We start from the raw sequence: 19601 nt of genomic DNA, 5'->3' as shown, positions 1-19601 counted from the left end.
CACCACGACCGTGGCGGGCGGGCTCCGGATCAGGCCGCCGGCAGCTTGCCGGAGGTCACCACATCGCGGTACCAGTGGGCGCTGTCCTTCCAGGTGCGCCGCATCGTGTCGCGGTCCACCCGGACGATGCCGAAGCGCTTGGCATATCCGTGCGCCCACTCGAAGTTGTCCATCAGCGACCACACGAAATAGCCGCGCACGTCGGCCCCCGCCGCCATCGCCGCGGCCACGGCGCTGAGGTGGCGGCGCAGATAGTCGACGCGCCGCTCGTCGTGGACGCGGCCGTCGGCGTCCGGGACGTCGGCGAACGCCGCGCCGTTCTCGGTGATCATGAGCGGGGTGGCCGGGAAGTCCCTGCGCAGCCGCAGCAGCAGCTCGGTCAGGCCGGTCTCGTCGATGTTCCAGCCCATCTCGGTGTACGGGCCCGGCTGGCGCACGAACTCGACGTCCTCGCAGCCGATCCACGGCGAGGCGGCGCCGTCGGCGTGCCCGTCGGCGGTCTCCCTGGCCGATACCCCGTCCCACTGCCGGACCAGCACCGGGTTGTAGTAGTTGACGCCCAGCACGTCCAGCGGCGCGCACGCGGTGGCCTCGTCGCCGTCGCGGACGAACGACCAGTCGGTCACGGCGGCGGTGTCGTCGATGAGGTCACGCGGGTAGGCGCCCTCCAGCATGGGGCCGAGGAAGGCCCGGTTGGCCAGCGCGTCGGTGCGCCGTACCGCGTCGGCGTCCCGCTCGGACACGCCGCGTACGTGGTGCAGGTTGAGCGTGACCGACATGGCCGCGCCCGGGTCGGCGACCGAGCGCAGCGCCGCCACGGCCAAGCCGTGGCCGAGATTGAGGTGGTGCGCGGCGGCGAGCGCGGCGGCGGGCTCGGTCCTGGCCGGGGCGTGCACGCCGGAGGCGTAGCCGAGGTAGGCCGAGCACCACGGCTCGTTCAGGGTGCTCCAGGTGGTGACGCGGTCGCCGAGCGCCTCGCCCATGAGGCGGGCGTACTCGGCGAAGCGCAGCGCGGTGTCGCGGTGCGGCCAGCCGCCCGCGTCCTCCAGCTCCTGCGGCAGGTCCCAGTGGTAGAGGGTGGCGACGGGCGCGATGTTCCTGGCCAGCAGGCCGTCCACGAGCCGGTGGTAGAAGTCCAGTCCCCGCTCGTTGACCGGGCCGCGCCCGCCGGGCTGCACCCGGGGCCAGGAGATCGAGAAGCGGTAGGCCCCGACGCCGAGGGCGGTGAGGAGGTCGAGATCCTCCTCCAGCCGGTGGTAGTGGTCGCAGGCGACGTCACCCGTGTCGCCGCCCGCCACCCGGCCCGGGGTGTGGCTGAAGGTGTCCCAGATCGACGGACCGCGGCCGTCCTCGGTAGCGGCGCCCTCGATCTGGTACGCGGCGGTGGCGGTGCCCCACAGGAAGGTGCCGGGGAAGGTGATCATGTCACTCCGTTGAAACGTTTCGCACAACCTAAAGTCCGTTTTGTCGCGATGTCAAGATCGTGGAACCCGACCGGAACTCCTGCCCATCGGCCGCCACCACATCACGAAGCCCCAGCGGGCGGCTCACCGAGTGGCGCAGTGGGTGGTGCGGTGGGCAGCGCGGCGGGAGGCTCACTGGGTGGCGCATTGGGTGGCGCGGCCCTGCGCGGCCGCCTCCGCCTCCGCGCCCTTGATGATCTCGGCGTAGACCGGGTTGGCGAAGTCGGGGATGAACAGCCCGAACATGTGCGCGCAGGTTGCGGCTGCTCTCCCCGCGTCCATCGACTCGTAGAGCGCGGGGTGCCGAGGTTGTCCCCGCCGGAGGCCGCCCTCGCCGGTCGTGCGGCAGCGAGCCCATAGGCCCGCTCACCGCGTCGGGCGGCCACACCATCAGACGGGTGCGCGGACTACTGCCAGCCGAGCTCCGCGTGGAAGGCGGCGCGGGCGCGGGCGAACGCGGCCCGGTCGAGGACGGCGCCCTCGTGCGGGCCCGCGGCGATCGGCTCCTCGTGCAGCCGGGCGGGCAGCTCGTCCGCGCCGCCGCCGCCCTCGCGGACCGCGTACGCGCGCAGGCCGTCCAGGCGCCGCTGACCGGCCGCCAGCAGGTCCTCCACGGTGAACTCAGTGCCGAGCACGGCGGTGACCAGCGTGGTCAGGCGGTCGAGGGTGAGCGGGCGGGTCGGGGAGGAGGCGAACACGCACAGGTTGAGCGCGTCCAGGCCGCTCCACAACCGCAGCAGCAGGGCGCTGCGCCGGCCCCGCTCCTCGTCCAGCGCGCCGGCCGGGGCGGGCTCGGCCCCGATCCGCGCGGCCTCGGGGAAGCTGTAGAGCAACCCGGCGACGGGGTCGAAGTCCAGGTCGTGCTCCAGGGCGTCGTAGCGGGGACCGCCCGGCGCGAGGGCGTACCCGAGCCCGATGCCCGGCTGGATGCGCGGGTCGAAGCACGGCAGCTCTACGCCCTTGACCGTCATCGCGTAACGCGCCGCCGCGGGCCCGAGCCGGACGGCGGCCCTGGCCGCGCCCTCGGCGAGCAGGTCGCCCAGCTCCCCGGCGCGCGCCGCGACGTCGCGGACGAGCCCGGGCAGCGCCGCCGCGTCGCCGAAGGCGGGCCCGTGGGGGAGCAGGCCGTGCTCGGCGCACTCCATGGCGAAGGCCAGCGTGCCGCCGAGCGAGACGGGGTCGAGGCCGAGGTCGTGGCAGAGGGCGTTCGCGGCGAGCACGGTGTCGAGGTCGTCGATGCCGAGGTTCCAGCCGAGCGACAGGAACGCCTCCTGCCCCAGCCCGCCGGCCCGCCGCTCGATCCTCGCCGCCGGGGGCGCGTACACCTTGAAGCAGTCAGTCGGGCAGCCGGGGCAGCAGCCGGTGGTCGACACCGCGCGGCCGTCGTAGTCGGCGGCCCGCGGCACCCGCAGGCCCGGCGCGCCCGGCAGCGAGAAGTTGCGTACGGAGGCGTAGCCGGGGACGAGGGTGTCGCCCACCCATCCGGCGAACCCGGGCACGCCGGCCTGGAGGGCGGTGAGCGGGTTCGAGGCCAGCGCGTCGCGGTAGTGGGCGGCCAGCCCGGCGACCGCCTCCGGGTCGGCGACCTCGGCGGGGGCCCCGTCGTGGCCCGCGCACACGATCGCCTTGAGGTTCTTGGCCCCGAAGACCGCGCCGAGGCCGTACCGGGCGGCGGGGTAGGCGTAATCGGTGACCACGCTCGCGTAGCGGACGAGGCTCTCCCCGGCCGGGCCGATGGCCGCGACGTGCGCGCCGCCGCCGTGGCGGGCGCGCAGCGCGTCCGTCGTGGCGGCGGTGCCCAGCCCGCGCAGCTCCCCGGCGTCGTGGCAGGTCACCTCGCCCCCCTCGACCAGCAGGTACGACAGCCGCTCGGCCCGCCCCGCGACCGCCAGGGACGTGACGCCCGCGCTGCGGAGCCCGGCCGCGAACGGTCCCAGCGCGTGCGACTCCCCGGCCACCCCCGTCAGCGGCGACTTGGCCAGGAACACCGCCTTGGCCAGACCCGGTGCCGCCGTCCCGCCGAGCGCCCCGGCCGCCACGTAGAGCAGCGCCCGCGGATCGTACGGGTCCAGCCCGGTGGGAGTGCGCTCGCCCATGAGCCGCACCCCGAGAATGGTCCCGCCGAAGTGCCCTTCCTCGGCGGACCGGTCGTCACGCTCGACCTTTCCGCTGGTCAGGTCGACGATGATCGGCACAGTAAAGCCTCCATGAGACGAAACAAGAGGATCACCGCACAGTAACGTCAGTTGACCGGCGTACGCGGAGCCGAGCCCGACAGCACGTCGGCCACGTTGGCCACGGCCAGCCCGCACATGCGTTCCCTGGTGACGGTGCCCGCGCTGCCGATGTGCGGGGTCAGCACGGCGTTGTCCAGCTCCAGCAGCGCCGGGTCGACCCGGGGCTCGCCCTCGAACACGTCCAGCCCGGCCGCCGCGATCCGGCCCGCGCGCAGCGCCTCCACCAGCGCCCGCTCGTCCACCACGCCGCCGCGGGCGGTGTTGACCAGCACGGCCGTGGGTTTCATCAGGGCGAGGGCGCGGGCGTCGATGAGGTGGCGGGTGGCCGGGGTGAGCGGGCAGTGCAGGCTCACCACGTCGCTGCGCGTCAGCAGCGTGTCCAGGTCCACGATCTCGACCGGCTCGTCGCCGGGCGGGGCGGAGGAGGGGGTGGCCAGGATCTTCATGTCGAACGCCCGCGCCCGCCGGGCCACGGCCCGGCCGATCCGGCCGTACCCGACGATGCCCAGCGTGGCGCCCGCGCCGAGGTCGAGCCCGAGCATCATCCGCGGCCCCCACACCCAGGGCGTGCGCTGCCGGAGCAGCCGGTCGCCGTCCAGCACTCTGCGGGCGGCGGCCAGGATCAGCGCCATGGTCAGGTCGGCGGTCGCCCCGTCGAGCACGCCCGGCGTGTTCGTCACCCGGACGCCGCGCTCGGTGGCGGCCGGCACGTCGATGTTGTCGTAGCCCACCGCGACGTTGGCCACGACCTTCAGGCCGGGGCCCGCCGCGTCCAGGAACTCGGCGTCGATGCGTTCGGTGATCGTGCAGATCACGGCCGTGGCGCCGGCGGCCCGCGCCAGCAGCACCTTTCTGTCCGGCGGCGCCTCGTCACCGACCGTGACGGGGCCGAGTCGCCCCACCTCGGCCATCGCGGCATCCGTCAGCACCCGGGTCACATAGATCATCGCCCCACCACTCTCGCACAGCCGTTGACGGCTCACAGATTAGGAGGATCCGGCCGGGTGGCATTCCCGGTACCCGTGTCTCGGCGCGACGACGGGTGAGGACCGGGCCGGATGCTCCTGAGATCGTACTCAGGCGTTGATCATGGACCTATGGCGCTGTTACCCGCATATGTCGGGCATATTTCGGGACAATAGATCCGACTTTTAATTCTTGTCAACATAAGTCAGTCGATGTCCGAAGTAAGGTAGTTCGCATGACAAATGGTTCCAACGGCCAGAGCGCGGGGGCGGGAGCGCTGTTGGCGATCCTCCGGGACGGGCGGGCGCGCACCCGAGGTGAGCTCGCCGAGCTGACCGGGATGTCCAGGTCCACCGTCTCCCAGCGGCTCGACGGGCTGATCGACCGGCACTGGGTGGTGGCGGGCGAGGGCTCGATCTCCTCCGGGGGCCGGCCGGCCGCGGTGTTCGCCTTCAACGAGGGCGCGCGGGTGGTGCTGGCCGCCGACCTCGGCGCAACCCACGCCCGCCTGGCCGTGGTGGACCTCGGCATGACCGTGCGCGCCGAGCGGGCCATGGAGCTGCCCGTCGATCGCGGGCCCGAGCCCACGCTGGAGCGTGTGGTCGCCGCGTTCCGCGAGCTGCTGGCCACCGGCGGATACGACCCGGCCCAGGTGTGCGGGATCGGCGTCGGCCTGCCGGGGCCGGTGGAGCACGCCTCGGGACGGCCGGTGAACCCGCCGATCATGCCCGGCTGGCACGGCTTCGGGGTGCCCGCGTGGCTCGGCGAGCGGCTCGGCGTCCCGCCGGCAGGACCGGGCCGGGTGCTGGTGGACAACGACGTGAACGTGATGGCGCTCGGCGAGCACTGGGCCGCCCGGCCCGCCGTGGACCACCTGATCTTCATCAAGATGGGCACCGGGATCGGCTGCGGCATCATCACCGGCGGCCGGCTGCACCGGGGCGCGCAGGGGGCGGCGGGCGACGTCGGCCACATCCGGGTGCCCGCGTCGGACGCGCCCTGCCGGTGCGGCAACTCCGGCTGCCTGGAGGCGGTGGCCGGCGGGGCGTCGATGGCGGCGGTGCTGCGCGAGGCCGGGATCGAGGCGCAGGGCGGCCGGGACGTGGTGACGCTGATGCGGGCGGGCGACCTGCGCGCCACCTGGCTTGTCAGGCAGGCGGGCCGTGAAGTCGGTACGGTGATGGCCTCGATCGTGAACTTCTTCAACCCGTCGGTCATCGTGATCGGCGGTGACATCGCCGAGGCCGGTGAACAGGTGCTGGCCGGAGTCCGGGAGGCGATCTACAGCCGGTCGCTGCCGCTGGCCACGCAGCACCTCGGCATCCGGGCCAGCCGGCTGCGCGACCGCTCGGGCGTCATCGGCGCGGCCGTCATGGTGGTCGAGGACGTGCTCGCCCCGGCTGCCATCGACCAGGCCGTCACGTGAAGGGCGGTAATGGGCCCCTGTCAAAGGCATCGTCGCCCAATGCGCACCATTGACCCCCCGTCAACGACGTAGTAACAATTGATCGTCCCTGGCTTCAGCGGCGGTGGCATGCTCGCGGGCCCGGGCGCAGATTCGCCGTGACGTGGTCGGCGCACGCGTCCCTCAAGGAAGGGAACCGCGCGTGAGCCATACCCATGAACAGGAAGAGGCGCTCCGCCGTGGGCTCGGACTGAGCCGCCGCCAGGTGCTCGCCGCCACGACCGGCGTCGCCGCCGCGGCCTCGCTCCCGCTCGCCCAGCCGGCAGCGGCCGCCTCCCGGCGACCGCTGGTCCCGCCGAACCGGCGGGGCATCATCCTCTACACCGTCCGGGACGCGATCTCACGTGACCCGCTGTCCACGACCCTGCCCTCGGGCTTCCGCCGCGTGTTCGAGGCGCTGTCGGGCTACGGCTACCGGCAGGTCGAGTTCGCCGGCTACCGCCAGCACGCCAACGCCGAGGGGGGCGCCGACCTGGAGACCGTCGAGGGCGCCCGGCTGCTGCGCCGCTGGCTCGACGACAACGGGCTGCGCGCCGAGGGCAACCACGGGTTCATCCCCAGCTCGTGGCCGCTGACCACCGCCGACCGCGACCGGTTCATCCAGGTGCTGGAGATCGCCAACATCCTGGGCCTGGACCACGTGGGCACCGGCAACGACCCGACCTCCAGCGCGTACAAGGACGACTGGGACGTGGCCGCCGACAAGTGGAACCACCTCGGCGAGCTCGCCCGCGGCGCCGGGATCAAGCTCTACACCCACAACCACGACGCGGCCTACGCCTTCCTGCTCGACCGCGGCCCGCTCGACGAGCAGGGCAGGCCGACGCGCTCGTCCGGCATCCGCAGGCTGGAGTACTTCTTCGAGATCAGCGACCCGCGCCGGGTCCACTTCGAGATGGACATCTTCTGGGCGTACGTGGCGCAGTTCAAGCACCGCACCTACACCGCGTACGACGGGTCCGTGCGGACCGACGTCTTCGACCCGCTGGCCACCGTCCGGGCGCGGGAGAGCCGCTTCCCGCTGTTCCACGCCAAGGACGGCACCTCCAACCCGGCCGCCGCCAACGGCTACGACATGGTGCCCTTCGGCACCGGTGACATCGACTACCGCCGCTTCTTCGACAAGCTGCGCGACCGGAACTTCCACAACCCCATGTACGAGCAGGACAACGCCCCCGGCACCGACCCCGCCCAGTCCCTCCAGTACGCCGAGCTGAGCTATCGCAACATGGCCGCCCTGCGCGGCTAGGCGACCGCCGGACCGCCACGTGACTCCGCCGTTGCCGCGGCCGGCGTGGCGGCCCGGGTCATGACACTCCTCGTCCTAGGAGCAGCATCACCATGCAGCGTACTCTCGCGGTGCTCGCCGGCCTGTGCCTGGCGGCCACCACCCTCGCCTTACCCGCCCGGGCGGCCGACCCGGCGACCGTCTGGACCAGCTACGAGAAGATCACCCTGACCAAGAACGTGGGCGAGCCGATCGACCTGGCCGTCCTGCCGGACCGGAGGGTCCTGCACACCGCCCGTAACGGCGACGTCCGGCTGACCGACCCCGCCACCGGCGTCACCAGGATCGTCAACACGGTCCCGGTCTACGCCAACTCCGAGGACGGCCTGCAGACGGTCGCCCTCGACCCGGACTTCGCCGAGAACCGCTGGGTCTACCTCTACTACGCGCCCCGGACGATGACGGCGCCCTACCCGGAGACGACCCCGGTCGGCTCCGCCCCCGAGTCGCTGCCCGCCGGGGCCGACGAGACGTACTGGAACCAGTGGAAGGGCTACAACCAGCTCTCCCGCTTCAAGTGGACGGGCAACGCCCTGGACCTGTCCACCGAGCAGGTCATCATCAAGGTCGAGACGCAGCGCGGCCAGTGCTGCCACGTCGCGGGCGACCTCGACTGGGACGCCGACGGCAACCTCTACCTCGCCACCGGCGACAACACCCCGGCGAGCACGCCGGGCGCGAGCGGCTACGCGCCCAACAACGACGCCCCCCGGATGAACCCCGGCTTCGACGCCCGGCGCGGCGCGGGCAACAGCAACGACCTGCGCGGCAAGATCCTGCGGATCAAGGTGGGGGCCGACGGCACGTACACGATCCCGCCGGGCAACCTGTTCCCGCCCGGCACGGAGGGGACCCGGCCGGAGATCTTCGTCACCGGCGTACGCAACCCGTTCCGCATGGACGTGGACGCCGAGACCGGCACCGTGTCGTGGGCCGACTACGGCCCCGACGCCGGGACCGCCAACCCGCAGCGCGGCCCGCTCGGCTACGTCGAGTGGAACATCACCCCGGTCACCAAGCCCATGAACAGCGGCTGGCCGTACTGCACGGGTGACCAGTTCAACTACAACGACTGGGACTTCGAGACCGCCACGCCGGGGGCCTGGTTCGACTGCGCGGCCGGGCCGGAGAACACCTCCCGCTGGAACACCGGCCTCACCCGGCTCCCGCCCGCGGTGCCCGCCGACCTGTACTACGGCGACAACAACACCCACCAGCCCGCCGCCTGGGCCGGGCTGACCGACTTCGACCCGCAGACCGGCCAGGGGCCGATGGGCGGGCCGATCTACCACTACGACGCCGACAACCCGGCACCCGGCAAGTTCCCGCAGTACTGGGACGGCAAGGCGTTCTTCGCCGAGTTCTCCCAGGACTACCTGGCGGCCTTCACCGTGAGCCACCCGGACGGGCCGGTCACCGCGATCGAGCACTTCCTGCCCAACAGCGCGCTCAGGGCGGCCGCCCAGCCCATCACCGACAGCCCGATGGACATCGAGTTCGGCCCGGACGGCTCCCTGTACGTGCTGGACTACGGCGACGGCTTCTTCCGCGCCAACCCGGACGCCGGGCTCTACCGGATCGACTACACCCCGGACAACAAGACGCCCCAGCCGCGGATCGTCGCCGACCGGACGTCGAGCAGCCAGGCGCCGCTCACCGTCGCCTTCGACGCGCGCACGTCCACCGACACCGAGCCGGGCACGCTGACGTACGAGTGGGACTTCGACGGCGACGGCACCTTCGACGCCACCGGGGCGACCGCCTCGCACACCTACACCGAGCGGGGGCAGTACGCGGCGCGGCTGCGGGTGACCGACTCCGGCGGCCGGGCCGGGCTCACCTCGATCGAGATCACCGTGGGCAACACCGCGCCCGTCGTGACCATCCAGACCCCGCCCGACGGCGGGTTCTTCGACTGGGGGAACGCGGTGCCGTACCGGATCGGGGTGTCCGACGCCGAGGACGGCGACACACCGGTGTGCTCGCGGATGCAGTGGACGTTCGGGCTCGGCCACGACGTGCACGCCCACCCGGAGACCCTGGGCACCGGCTGCGCCGGCGCCTGGCCCACCCCGGCCAACGCGCCCGACCACGGCGAGACCGAGAACATCTACGGCGTCGTGGTCGCCAGCTACCGCGACAACGGCTCGGGCGACATCCCGCCCGCGCTCGGCGAGGACACCCTCGTGCTCAACCCGAAGCTGACGCAGGCCGAGCACGCCGACGAGACCAGCGGCGTCACCGAGACGCCGGACGACACCGCCTCCGGCAAGGCCAAGGTCACCTCGTTCGACGCAGGGGACTGGCTGGCCTACCAGCCGGTCAACTTCACCGGGATCACCGGCGTCCAGACCAGGGCCTCCGGCGCCGGCACGCTCGCGCTGCGCTGGCAGTCGCCGACCGCCGAGCCGTTCGCCACCGTACAGGTGCCCGCGGGAACGGGCTGGCAGACGGTCACCACCGCGCTCACCGGCCTGCCGTCCGGCTCCGGCCGCCTGTACGTCACCTCGACCGGCGGCGTGGACGTGGACGCGCTCACCTTCCAGGGCCGCGGCGTGGCCGACACCAGCCCACCCACCGTCACCGCCGCGCTCAACCCGGCCCAGCCGGACGGCGCGAACGGCTGGTACACCGGCAACGTCACGCTCACGGTCACCGCGACCGACAACGGCACGGTGGCGAGCCGCCAGTACTCCCTCGACGGCGGCCTCACCTGGTCCAACGCCAACAACCCGGTCACGATCGGCACCGAGGGCACCCGGGAGGTCCGCTACCGGGCCACCGACAACGGCGGCAACGTCTCCGCCGTCGGCACGCTCACCGTCAAGATCGACAAGACCGATCCTGTGCTGTCGGCGAGCGGGGTGGAGGCCAGGCCGTACGGGGACTCGGCGACGGTCACGCCCGTCGTGTCGGCCACCGACGCCACCGCGGGCGTGGCGAGCACCGCCGTGCGGATCGACGACAAGCCGGTGACCTCCGGAAAGCCGGTCGAGCTGTGGCGGCTGCCGCTCGGCGCGCGTACGCTCACCGCCACGGCCACGGACGGAGCGGGCCGGGTCACCACCCGGACGGTCACGTTCGAGGTCACGACCTCCTACACCGACGTGCGGTCGCTGATCGCGCGGTTCGGGAAGGCCGGGTCCGTGACCGGCAAGGCCGCCGACGAGCTGCTCGCCCACCTCGGCCAGGCCGAGCGGCACGAGAGTCAGGGCAGGCCCGGGGCGGCGATCGACGCGCTGAAGCGCTTCGTGAAGACCGCCGAGAAGCGGGGCAACGTCAAGGACGCCGCGGTCCGCGCCGTCCTGGTACGTGACGCCAACGCCCTGATCGAACGGCTGCGTACGGCCTGACGACCCCGGGACCTCGAGCCCGGCGCGGCCCACCGCCCCCAGCGGCCGCCCGGGCCGAGGCCCCGGCCCTCATCACGCTCTCTGACCGCGTGCATTTGCACACGAAAGCCCTCAGAGAAAACCCGCCCCGCCGTGTCGCGACGAGAGTGCCCCGCGGAGCCGACCGCCCCCGGTAGGTTGACCCTCCATGGAGGCACGCCGGAAGCACCCACGACGCCCGCCCCGCGCCCGCGCCGTCATCGCGCTGACGACGGTGACCCTCATCGGAGGATCGGCCTGCGGAGTCTCGACCGCCGCCGACGGGCGCCCCGCGCCGACCCCTTCCACCGGCCCATCGGCCACCAACCCGGTCACGGGGCCGGCCACCGAGCGGGCCGACCCGCTCCCGGCCCCCGACGCGTCCATCCCCCAGAGCCCGGCCAAGTTCGCCACGGCCCTGACGAAAACCACCGCCGCCCTCAACGACGCCATCGACGCCTGGTCCAAGCAGGGCCTGCCCCCGGAGGACGTCGAGCTGCTGGCTCTGCACCAGCAGCGCCTCTACCGCCACGCCGCCCGCCACCCCGAGACCGCCTCCCGCGCCTTCGCCCGCTTGGAGGCCCCGCTGGCCGCCCAGGCCAGGGACAACACGTCCGCCATCCGCGGGCTGGTCTCCCTGGCCCGCCCGATCAAGCCCTCGGCCGTCTTCAAGGTGCAGGAGCCCAGGCCCGCCGCCGAGCTCCTCGGCCACTTCAAGAAGGCCGAGCGCCGCTTCGGGGTGGAGTGGGAGGTGCTGGCGGCGGTGATGTTCGCCGAGACCAAGTTCGGCCGGGTCAAGTCGCCGAGCTACGTCGGCGCGCAGGGGCCGATGCAGTTCATGCCCGCGACCTGGAAGGCGTACGGCCTGGGCGGCGACGTCCACGACCCGCGCGACGCCGTCATGGGCGCGGCCAACTACCTGCGCGCCACCGGCGCCCCCCGCGACTACCGGCGCGCGTTGCACGCCTACAACCCGTCGCAGGCGTACGTGGACGCCATCCTCAAACACTCCCGCCAGATCAAGCGGGACCCGCGCAACTACTACGCGTACTACAACTGGCAGGTGTTCGTCCTGACCACGAAGGGCGAGCGCCGCCTGACCGGCCCATGAGCCCAGACGCAAGCTACGAGAGCGCCCGCGCGGCGTGGATCAGCGGGACGTGGCTGAAGGCCTGCGGGAAGTTGCCGACCAGCCGGCCGTAACGGGGGTCGTACTCCTCGGCCAGCAGCCCCACGTCATTGCGCAGGCCCAGCAGCCGCTCGAACAGGTCCCTGGCCTCGTCCTTGCGCCCCTGCATCGCCATGACCTCCACCAGCCAGAAGCTGCAGGCCAGGAACGCGCCCTCGCCACCGGGCAGGCCGTCCACCTCGTTGTCGGCCGCCACCGGGTAACGCAGCACGAACCCGTCGGCCATGAGCTCCTTCTCGATCGCGGCCACCGTCCCCACCACCCGGGGATCGTCGGCGGGCAGGAAGCCCACCATGGGGATCAGCAGCAGCGCCGCGTCCAGCTCCGAGGACCCGTACGACTGGGTGAAGGTGTTGCGCCGCGGGTCGAACCCCTTGTCGCAGATCTCCGCGTGAATGACGTCCCGCAGCCTCCGCCACCGCTCCACCGGCCCGGTGCGCCCGAACCCCTCGACGTATTTGACCGCCCGGTCGAGCGCCGCCCAGCACATCACCTTGGAGTGCACGAAGTGCCGCCGCGGCCCGCGGACCTCCCACAGGCCCTCGTCGGGCTCGTCCCAGTGCTCCTCCACGTAGTCGAGGAGCTGCCGCTGGATGCTCCAGGCCCGGTCGTCCGGGGCCAGGCCACGGGTGCGGGAGACGTACAGGCAGTTCATCACCTCGCCGTACACGTCGAGCTGGAGTTGCCGGACCGCCTCGTTGCCGATTCGTACCGGCCGCGAGTCCTCGTATCCGTCGAGCCAGTCGAGCTGCAGCTCGGGCAGGCGGCGTTCGCCGGCGACCCCGTACATGATCTGCAGGTCCTGCGGCCGGCCGGCGATGGCCCGCAGCAGCCACGAACGCCAGTCGGCCGCCTCCTCCAGGTAGCCGGAGCTGATCAGCGCGTCGAGCGTCATGGTGGCGTCGCGCAGCCAGCAGAAGCGGTAGTCCCAGTTGCGCACCCCGCCCAGGTCCTCCGGCAGCGAGGTGGTGGGCGCGGCCACGATGGCGCCGGTCGGGGAGTAGGTCAGGCCCTTCAGCGTGATCAGCGACCGGACCACGGCCTCCCGGTACGGTCCCGAGTAGGTGCAGCGGGCCACCCACTCCGCCCACATGGCCTCGGTCTCGGCGAGCTGGGTCTCGGAGTCGATGCGCGGTGGCATCGGCTCGTGCGAGGGATGCCAGGTGAACACGAACGGCAGCCGATCACCCTCGTTGACGGTGAACGTCGCGCGGTGGGCGTAGTCACCGCCCTTCAGCGGCACGGTGGAGTGCAACCACACCGAGTCGGGCCCGCCGACCGCCTGCAGATGCCCGTTGTCCCGGCGCACCCACGGCACGATCCTGCCGTAGTCGAAGCGCACCCGCAGCTGCGTGGACATCTCCACCGACCCGGCCACGCCCTCGACGATCCGCACGACGTCGGGGTTGCGGTCGCGCGGGGGCATGAAGTCGATCACCCGGACGGTCCCGGTGGGGGTGTCCCACTCGCTCTCCAGGATCAGCGTGTCGGGACGGTAGCGGCGTCTCGTGGCCGGCCGGCGTCCCTGGGGGCCCAGCCACCAGTGGCCGTTGCGTTCGTTGCCCAGCAGCGCGGCGAAACAGGACGGCGAGTCGAACCTGGGCAGGCACAACCAGTCGATCGAGCCGTCACGGGCCACGAGGGCGGCCGACTGCATGTCTCCGATGAGGGCGTAATCCTCGATCCGCATGCCCTTGACGTTACTCGGCGAAAAGGTGATCCCGCGGCCGAGCCGATCATGTCGCGTCATGATCGGCCCCGGCCCGCGGGATCACGTCAGCGGGAACCAGCGGGTGAACAACTGCGTCAACGGCCCGATGGCCAGCGCGAACACCAGCGTCCCCAGGCCCACGGTGCCGCCCAGCAACCACCCGACGGCCAGTACGCCGGCTTCGACGAGGAAACGCCCCAGCCGGACGGAGAAGCCGCGCCGCATCAGCCCCGTCATGAGGCCGTCGCGGGGTCCCGGCCCCATCCCGGCCCCGATGTAGAGCACGGTGGCCAGGGCGATCGAGACGACCGCGAGCACCACGTACGACCCCTGCAGGGGCAGCGATCCCGGCGTGGGCAGCAGGTGGATCGCGGCGTCGGCGAACAGGCCCACGAACACCACGTTGCTGATGGTGCCGAACCCGGGTTTCTGCTTCAGCGGGATCCACAGCACCATCACCAGCGCGCCCGCGGCGATGATCACGGTTCCGATGGACAGCCCGGTCTTGAGGGCCACACCCTGGTGGAACACGTCCCAGGGGCTGTTGCCCAGCCCGGACTCCACCTGCAGTCCGATGCCGAGCCCGTACAGGGCCAGCCCGCCGTAGAGGCGGAGAAGCCGGGAGGGGAGGGATCCCAGCCGCTGGAAGGTTGCTTCGCTCATAGTGGCCCCAGATTGGCATCTCTTCGGTTTGCCAAAACAGTGCCAATCCAGAAAAGTGGCCTTATGAGGCATATGTCGGCAACGCAGCTGGCCCGGCTCGTCGCGCTGGACCCCGCCGCCCGCCCGTACTACCGGGCACTCGCCGACGCGATCCGCACCCGGATCATGGACGGCCAGATCCCGGTCCGCCTGCGCCTGCCCGCCGAGCGCCACCTCGCCGAGACTCTCGACGTCAGCCGCACCACCGTCACGGCCGCCTACGACCTGCTGCGCGAGCGCGGCTATCTGGAGAGCAGGCAGGGCTCCGGGAGCTGGACCGCCCTGCCCGACCCGGCCATGACCGCCGACAACCCGTGGCTCAGCACCGACGGAGACGGCCTCGTCCAACTCCAGGTGGCCGCCCCGCCCGCCCCCGCGCTGCTGCACGCCGCCATGGTGGAGGCGGTGGAGGACCTGCCCAGGTACGGCATGGGCAACGGCTACGACCCCATGGGCCTGCCGATCCTGCGCGAGCGCATCGCCGCTTACCACACCGCCCGGGGGCTGGCCACCAGGCCGGAGCAGATCGTCGTCACCACCGGCTCCCAGCACGCCCTCCAGCTCGTCGCCGGGCTGCTCGTCGGCGCGGGGGACCCGGTGCTGGTGGAGTCGCCGACGTACCCGCACGCCATCGAGGTGATGCGCCACCGCGGCGCCCGCATCGTGCCGGTCGGCATCTCGCACGGCGGCTGGGAGCCGGACCTGCTGGCCGGGTCCATGCGCCAGTCCGGCGCCCGCCTGGCCTATCTCATGCCCGACTTCCAGAACCCGACCGGCGCCCTGATGGACGACGCGACCCGGGCCGCCGTGGTGGGCGCGGCCCGGCGCGCGGACACGATGGTGCTGGTGGACGAGACCTGGACGGAGCTGGCGCTGGACGACGTGCCGCGGACCGCGCCGCTGGCGGCGTTCGACACCGACAACCGGGTGATCGGCGTCGGCTCGGCCTCCAAGCTGTGGTGGGGCGGGCTGCGCATCGGCTGGATCCGCGCGACGGCGGCGCTGGCCCGGCGCCTGGCCATGTACCGCTCGTCGGTGGACATCGCCAGCCCGGTGCTGGAGCAGCTCGTGGTGGTGCGGCTGTTCGACCGGCTGGCGGAGACGCGGGCCGAGCGCCGCCGCACGCTGCGGGCCTCCCGTGACGCGCTGGTCACGGGCCTGCGCACGCAGTTGCCCGAGTGGACGTTCACCGTCCCGCGCGGCGGCGGCACCCTGTGGGTGCGCCTGGACGGGGTCGGCGCCACCCCGTTCGCCGAGGCCGCGCTCACCCACGGCGTACGCCTCGCGCCCGGCCCCTGGTTCGGCCTGGAGGGCACCCTGGAGAGCTACCTGCGCCTGCCCTACACCCAGCCGCCCCAGGTGCTCACCGACGCGGTCACCCGCCTGCGCGCCGCCCGCGACCACGGCCCCGCCGGCGTCGTGCGCCCGCCGGACCCGCTCATCGCGATGGTGTGAGCCCACGCCCCTACCGTGCGCCACCCGCTCATGGACTACTCGTCGAGCCCCCTGGCCAGCGGCGCCCGCCACTTGCGCCGCATGGCCGCGATCCGCAGCCCGAACGCCAGCAGCGCCGCCGCCAGCGTCGCCGGCCACCCGTGCGTCCCGTGCCACGACAGCCCCGCCATCACGGCCGACCCCAGCATCGCGGGCACGGCGTAGAGCTGGCGGTCGTAGAGCAGCGTCGGGATCTCCCCGGCCAGCACGTCCCGCAGCATGCCCCCGCCCACGCCCGTGACGACGCCCAGCAGGGCGGCGTGCAGCGGGCTCAGGCCGTACTCGACGGCCTTCTCCGTGCCCACCGCGCAGAACAGGCCGAGCCCCGCCGCGTCCAGCACCAGGATGGCCGGCATCACCCGGGCCACGTGCGGATGCCAGAAGAACACGATCACCGTCGCGGCCACCGGCACCGCCACGTAGCCGAGGCTCTGGAACGCGGCGGGCCGCACGTTCAGGATCAGGTCGCGCACGACGCCCCCGCCCAGGGCGGTCATCTCGGCCAGCACCAGCATCCCGACCACGTCGAGCCGCTTGCGCACGCCCATGAGCGCCCCCGACAGCGCGAAGACGAAGATGCCGACCAGGTCGAGAAGCTGAGACACGTTCGGAATGTCTACCGCATCCCCGGCCCTGCTCGCGCCGGGGGGAGCGATGGGCGATCGGACGACTACCGGCAGTGTCGGATATGGCACTCTTTTGGCCAGGGCTTGAAGCCTTCTTGAGGGTGTGGTGCGATGCATCCCACTCCGCAAGTGAACGCTGACTGGAGGCGGGTCCATGGCCGAAGCCCTCGAGGTCCGTGCCGAGATCGAGCAGGAGATCGCCGGCCGTACCATCTGTGAGCAGCTCAAAGCCGTAGCCGACGAGCACCCGGACGCTCCTGCCTACTCCGACCCGGAAGCCGACGGCTGGCGCACCCTCACGTACGCGCAGGCACGGCGGCGCGTCCTGGAGATCGCCGCGGGGTTCGCCGCCCTCGGGCTCGAACCCGGCGACTCCGTGGCCCTCATGATGGTCAACCGGAGCGAGCACGTCCTGGCCGACCTCGGCGCGGTGCACGCGGGAGGCGTCGGGTGCACGGTCTACTCGACGTTCGCCCCCGACCAGATCGCCTTCGTGGCCTCCGACGTGGCCGCCAAGTACGCCGTCCTCGGCGGCCCGGCCGACCTGGCCCGCTGGCAGCCCGTGCTCGACCGGCTGGACGGCCTGCGCAAGATCATCGTGCTGGACGGCGCCCCCGCCGGCGACCGCTACATGAGCTGGGCGGACTTCCTCGCGCTGGGCCGGGAACGGCTGACCGCGGACCCGGCCCCGGTCGAGGCCCGCTGGCGCGCCGTCACCTCCGACGACGTCGTCACCATCCTGTACACCTCGGGCACCACCGGCACCCCCAAGGGCGTCCCGCTGACCCACGCGAACGTCTTCTACGAGGTCGCCTCCACCGACCGCATCACCGGACTGCCCTCGATGGGCACGCAGATCTCCTACCTCACCTACGCCCACATCGCCGAGCGGGTGCTCAGCCTCTACCTCCCGCTGGTCAAGGTCTCCCACGTGCACTTCTGCACCGACCTCGCCCACCTCGGGACGACGCTGGGGCAGGTCAGGCCGATGATGTTCTTCGGGGTGCCGCGGGTGTGGGAGAAGATGATGGCCCGCCTGCTGGCCCTGCTCGCCACCCAGCCGGAGGAGCGGCAGGCCGCCGTGCGCGAGGCGATGCGGGCCGGGGCCGCCTACGTCGAGGCGGGCCAGTACGGCGGCACCGTCACGCCCGAGATCCAGGCCGCCTACGAGCAGGCCGACGCGTCCATGCTGTCGGTCATCCGCGGCCTGATCGGCTTCGACCGCGCCCAGTGGACCGCCACCGGCGCCGCGCCGCTGCCCGCCGAGGTGCAGCACTTCTACGCCGGCCTGGGCCTCAAGGTCATCGACGTGTACGGCATGACGGAGACCACCGGCGCCTTCACCGGCAACGGCCCCACCTGCTACCGCCTGGGCACCGTCGGCAGGGCCGAGCCCGGCGTCGAGGTCCGCATCGCGGACGACGGCGAGATCCTCACCCGCAGCCCGCTCAACACCCGCGGCTACCTCAACCGCCCCGACGCCACCGCCGACCTCCTCGACGAGGACGGCTGGCTGCACACCGGCGACATCGGCTCGGTCGACGAGGACGGCTTCTACCGCGTCGTGGACCGCAAGAAGGAGCTGATCATCACCGCGGGCGGCGAGAACATCTCACCGGCCGAGATCGAGAACCACCTCAAGGAACACGTCCTCATCGGCCAGGCGCTCGCCTACGGGGACCGGCGGCCGCACCCGGTGGCCGTGCTGACCCTGGACGGCGAGGTGGCGCCCGGCTGGGCGCAGGCGCGCGGCATCGCGTTCGGCTCGCTGGCGGAGCTGGCCGAGCACCCCCAGGTCCGCGAGGAGGTGGGGGCCGCGGTCGAGGCCGCCAACGCCAAGCTGGCCCGGGTGCAGCAGGTGAAGAGGTGGGTCCTCTTAGGCACCGAGTGGACCGCCGAGAGCGGCGAGCTCACTCCCAGTCTCAAGCTCAAGAGACGTGTCATCCACGCGAAGTACGGTGACGTCATCGAGGGCCTCTACAGCGGGCCGCACTGAGCGGTCTCCACCCGGCTTTGCCATTCGTGGCGTGTGTTGCGGTCCTGGCCATTACCGGGTGGTTCCTACCGTCTCGATCATGACCAGAAGCCTTCTTCTCGTCTCGCTCGCTGTGGGGCCGTTCCCGGCGCCCGCACCCCCCGTCGCGACCGAGCCAGTCATCCGCGCCATCACCGTACGCCCGGCGGCCCCCGTGGTCGGGGCGCAGGGCTCCGTCCGCCTGGTGATCGACGTGATCGCCAAGGGGGCGCGCGGCCGGGACGGCGTCACCGTCAAGGTGGAGCCCGGCCGCCCGCCCGGCCCACTCCTGTCCGACAAGCCGCCCGTCGCGGACGTCGCGGCCCCGGCACCGGCACCGGCCCCGGCCCCGGCACCAACGCCGGCCCCGATCACCAGGCCGAGCCGGCCGGCGCAGCCGCCGGTCGGCTCGGTGCCCTTCCTCGACCCGCAACCGGACCCGGTCAGGGCCGAGGTCCCGGACCCGGCGGAGCAGACGCCGGAGCCGGCCAGAACGGCTCCCAAGGAAGGCGTCAACGCGGAGGGCCGCCAGGCCGCCGCGCCGCCGATCCTCGTCCGGCGCCAGGGCTCGGCCCCGCCGGCGCGCGTGGCCCCGGGCTGGGAGACCTGGCGTTTCCTGCCGGACAAGAAGCTCAACCGGTTCTATCCGACCGGCACCTGGACGATCGCCGCCACCGCCAAGGGGCCGAATGGGACGACGGTCACGGAATATGCCTCGTTCCAGCTCAAACGCGCGACGAAACTCTCATCGGTACGGGCGGAAAAGAGCGCGGGCCCGGCCACCGGCGTACGCGTGCGCGGCACGCTCACCAGGGTCGACCCGCGCGGCCTCACCGATTTCGGGCCTTTCGCCAAGCAGCCGCTGGAAATCCTGTGGCGCCCGGACAGCGAGTCGGCCTGGGTGAAGGTCGGCGACGCGAGGACCGACGCCGCCGGGGCGTTCGTCAGCACGGTCCCCGGCCGGCCGGGCGGCTACTGGCGGGCCCGCTACCCCGGATCCGAACACTACGCACCGCACCACTCAAAAGAACGACAAATAACCACATAATGGCATAAAGCGGTACAAGCGAAATGC

The 19601-nt window shown here is 72.4% G+C and carries 13 protein-coding genes; 7 read left to right on the top strand and 6 right to left on the bottom strand.

Annotated elements, in window-relative coordinates; all coding sequences use genetic code 11:
• Nucleotides 1–29: 29 nt before the first annotated feature.
• The 3 genes from BLS95_RS37130 to BLS95_RS37120 form a co-directional block, all read right to left on the bottom strand.
• Nucleotides 30–1424, bottom strand: a complete 1395-nt coding sequence (locus tag BLS95_RS37130; protein WP_090942734.1) for a GH1 family beta-glucosidase — start codon at nucleotides 1422–1424, stop codon at nucleotides 30–32.
• A gap of 446 nt (nucleotides 1425–1870) precedes the next feature.
• Entirely contained in the window at nucleotides 1871–3658 is a 1788-nt protein-coding gene (locus BLS95_RS37125; protein WP_176993583.1) for an aldehyde ferredoxin oxidoreductase C-terminal domain-containing protein, read from the bottom strand.
• 47 nt (nucleotides 3659–3705) lie between these two features.
• A complete protein-coding gene (locus tag BLS95_RS37120) occupies nucleotides 3706–4647 on the bottom strand; it encodes a 2-hydroxyacid dehydrogenase (RefSeq protein WP_090942728.1) in 942 nt (313 codons plus the stop codon).
• 254 nt (nucleotides 4648–4901) lie between these two features.
• Here BLS95_RS37120 and BLS95_RS37115 point away from each other — a divergent pair, with 254 nt between their 5' ends.
• The 4 genes from BLS95_RS37115 (at nucleotide 4902) to BLS95_RS37100 (ending at nucleotide 11901) form a co-directional block, all read left to right on the top strand.
• Nucleotides 4902–6092: an ROK family protein gene (locus BLS95_RS37115; protein ID WP_090942725.1), complete on the top strand. Its 1191-nt coding sequence runs from the start codon at nucleotides 4902–4904 to the stop codon at nucleotides 6090–6092.
• Between the two features lie 181 nt (nucleotides 6093–6273).
• Entirely contained in the window at nucleotides 6274–7380 is a 1107-nt protein-coding gene (locus tag BLS95_RS37110; protein ID WP_090942721.1) for a sugar phosphate isomerase/epimerase family protein, read from the top strand.
• A gap of 92 nt (nucleotides 7381–7472) precedes the next feature.
• Nucleotides 7473–10772: a PQQ-dependent sugar dehydrogenase gene (locus BLS95_RS37105; RefSeq protein ID WP_090942718.1), complete on the top strand. Its 3300-nt coding sequence runs from the start codon at nucleotides 7473–7475 to the stop codon at nucleotides 10770–10772.
• Between the two features lie 187 nt (nucleotides 10773–10959).
• A complete protein-coding gene (locus tag BLS95_RS37100; RefSeq protein WP_090942715.1) occupies nucleotides 10960–11901 on the top strand; it encodes a lytic transglycosylase domain-containing protein in 942 nt (313 codons plus the stop codon).
• Nucleotides 11902–11914: 13 nt separating this feature from the next.
• Here BLS95_RS37100 and BLS95_RS37095 read toward each other — a convergent pair whose 3' ends face one another.
• Both BLS95_RS37095 and yczE read right to left on the bottom strand, forming a co-directional pair.
• On the bottom strand, nucleotides 11915–13669 hold the full coding sequence (locus tag BLS95_RS37095) for a glycoside hydrolase family 15 protein (protein WP_090942712.1): 1755 nt from the start codon (nucleotides 13667–13669) through the stop codon (nucleotides 11915–11917).
• Nucleotides 13670–13750: 81 nt separating this feature from the next.
• Nucleotides 13751–14353, bottom strand: coding sequence for a membrane protein YczE (gene yczE, locus BLS95_RS37090; protein WP_090942709.1), 603 nt, complete (start codon nucleotides 14351–14353; stop codon nucleotides 13751–13753).
• 72 nt (nucleotides 14354–14425) lie between these two features.
• On the opposite strand from yczE, the gene yczR reads away from it, so the two are divergent.
• On the top strand, nucleotides 14426–15847 hold the full coding sequence (gene yczR, locus BLS95_RS37085) for a MocR-like transcription factor YczR (protein ID WP_245765505.1): 1422 nt from the start codon (nucleotides 14426–14428) through the stop codon (nucleotides 15845–15847).
• A gap of 35 nt (nucleotides 15848–15882) precedes the next feature.
• Here yczR and BLS95_RS37080 read toward each other — a convergent pair whose 3' ends face one another.
• Entirely contained in the window at nucleotides 15883–16491 is a 609-nt protein-coding gene (locus tag BLS95_RS37080) for a trimeric intracellular cation channel family protein (RefSeq protein ID WP_245765504.1), read from the bottom strand.
• Between the two features lie 175 nt (nucleotides 16492–16666).
• Between BLS95_RS37080 and BLS95_RS37075 the strand changes: the two genes are divergently transcribed.
• A complete protein-coding gene (locus BLS95_RS37075; RefSeq protein WP_090942700.1) occupies nucleotides 16667–18508 on the top strand; it encodes an AMP-dependent synthetase/ligase in 1842 nt (613 codons plus the stop codon).
• A 79-nt stretch (nucleotides 18509–18587) separates the two neighbouring features.
• Nucleotides 18588–19574, top strand: a complete 987-nt coding sequence (locus BLS95_RS37070; RefSeq protein WP_143044005.1) for a hypothetical protein — start codon at nucleotides 18588–18590, stop codon at nucleotides 19572–19574.
• Nucleotides 19575–19601: the final 27 nt, after the last annotated feature.

Origin of the sequence: Nonomuraea jiangxiensis (assembly GCF_900099965.1) — a bacterium.
Lineage (GTDB): Bacteria > Actinomycetota > Actinomycetes > Streptosporangiales > Streptosporangiaceae > Nonomuraea > Nonomuraea jiangxiensis.
This window is presented reverse-complemented; position numbering and strand designations above follow the sequence as displayed.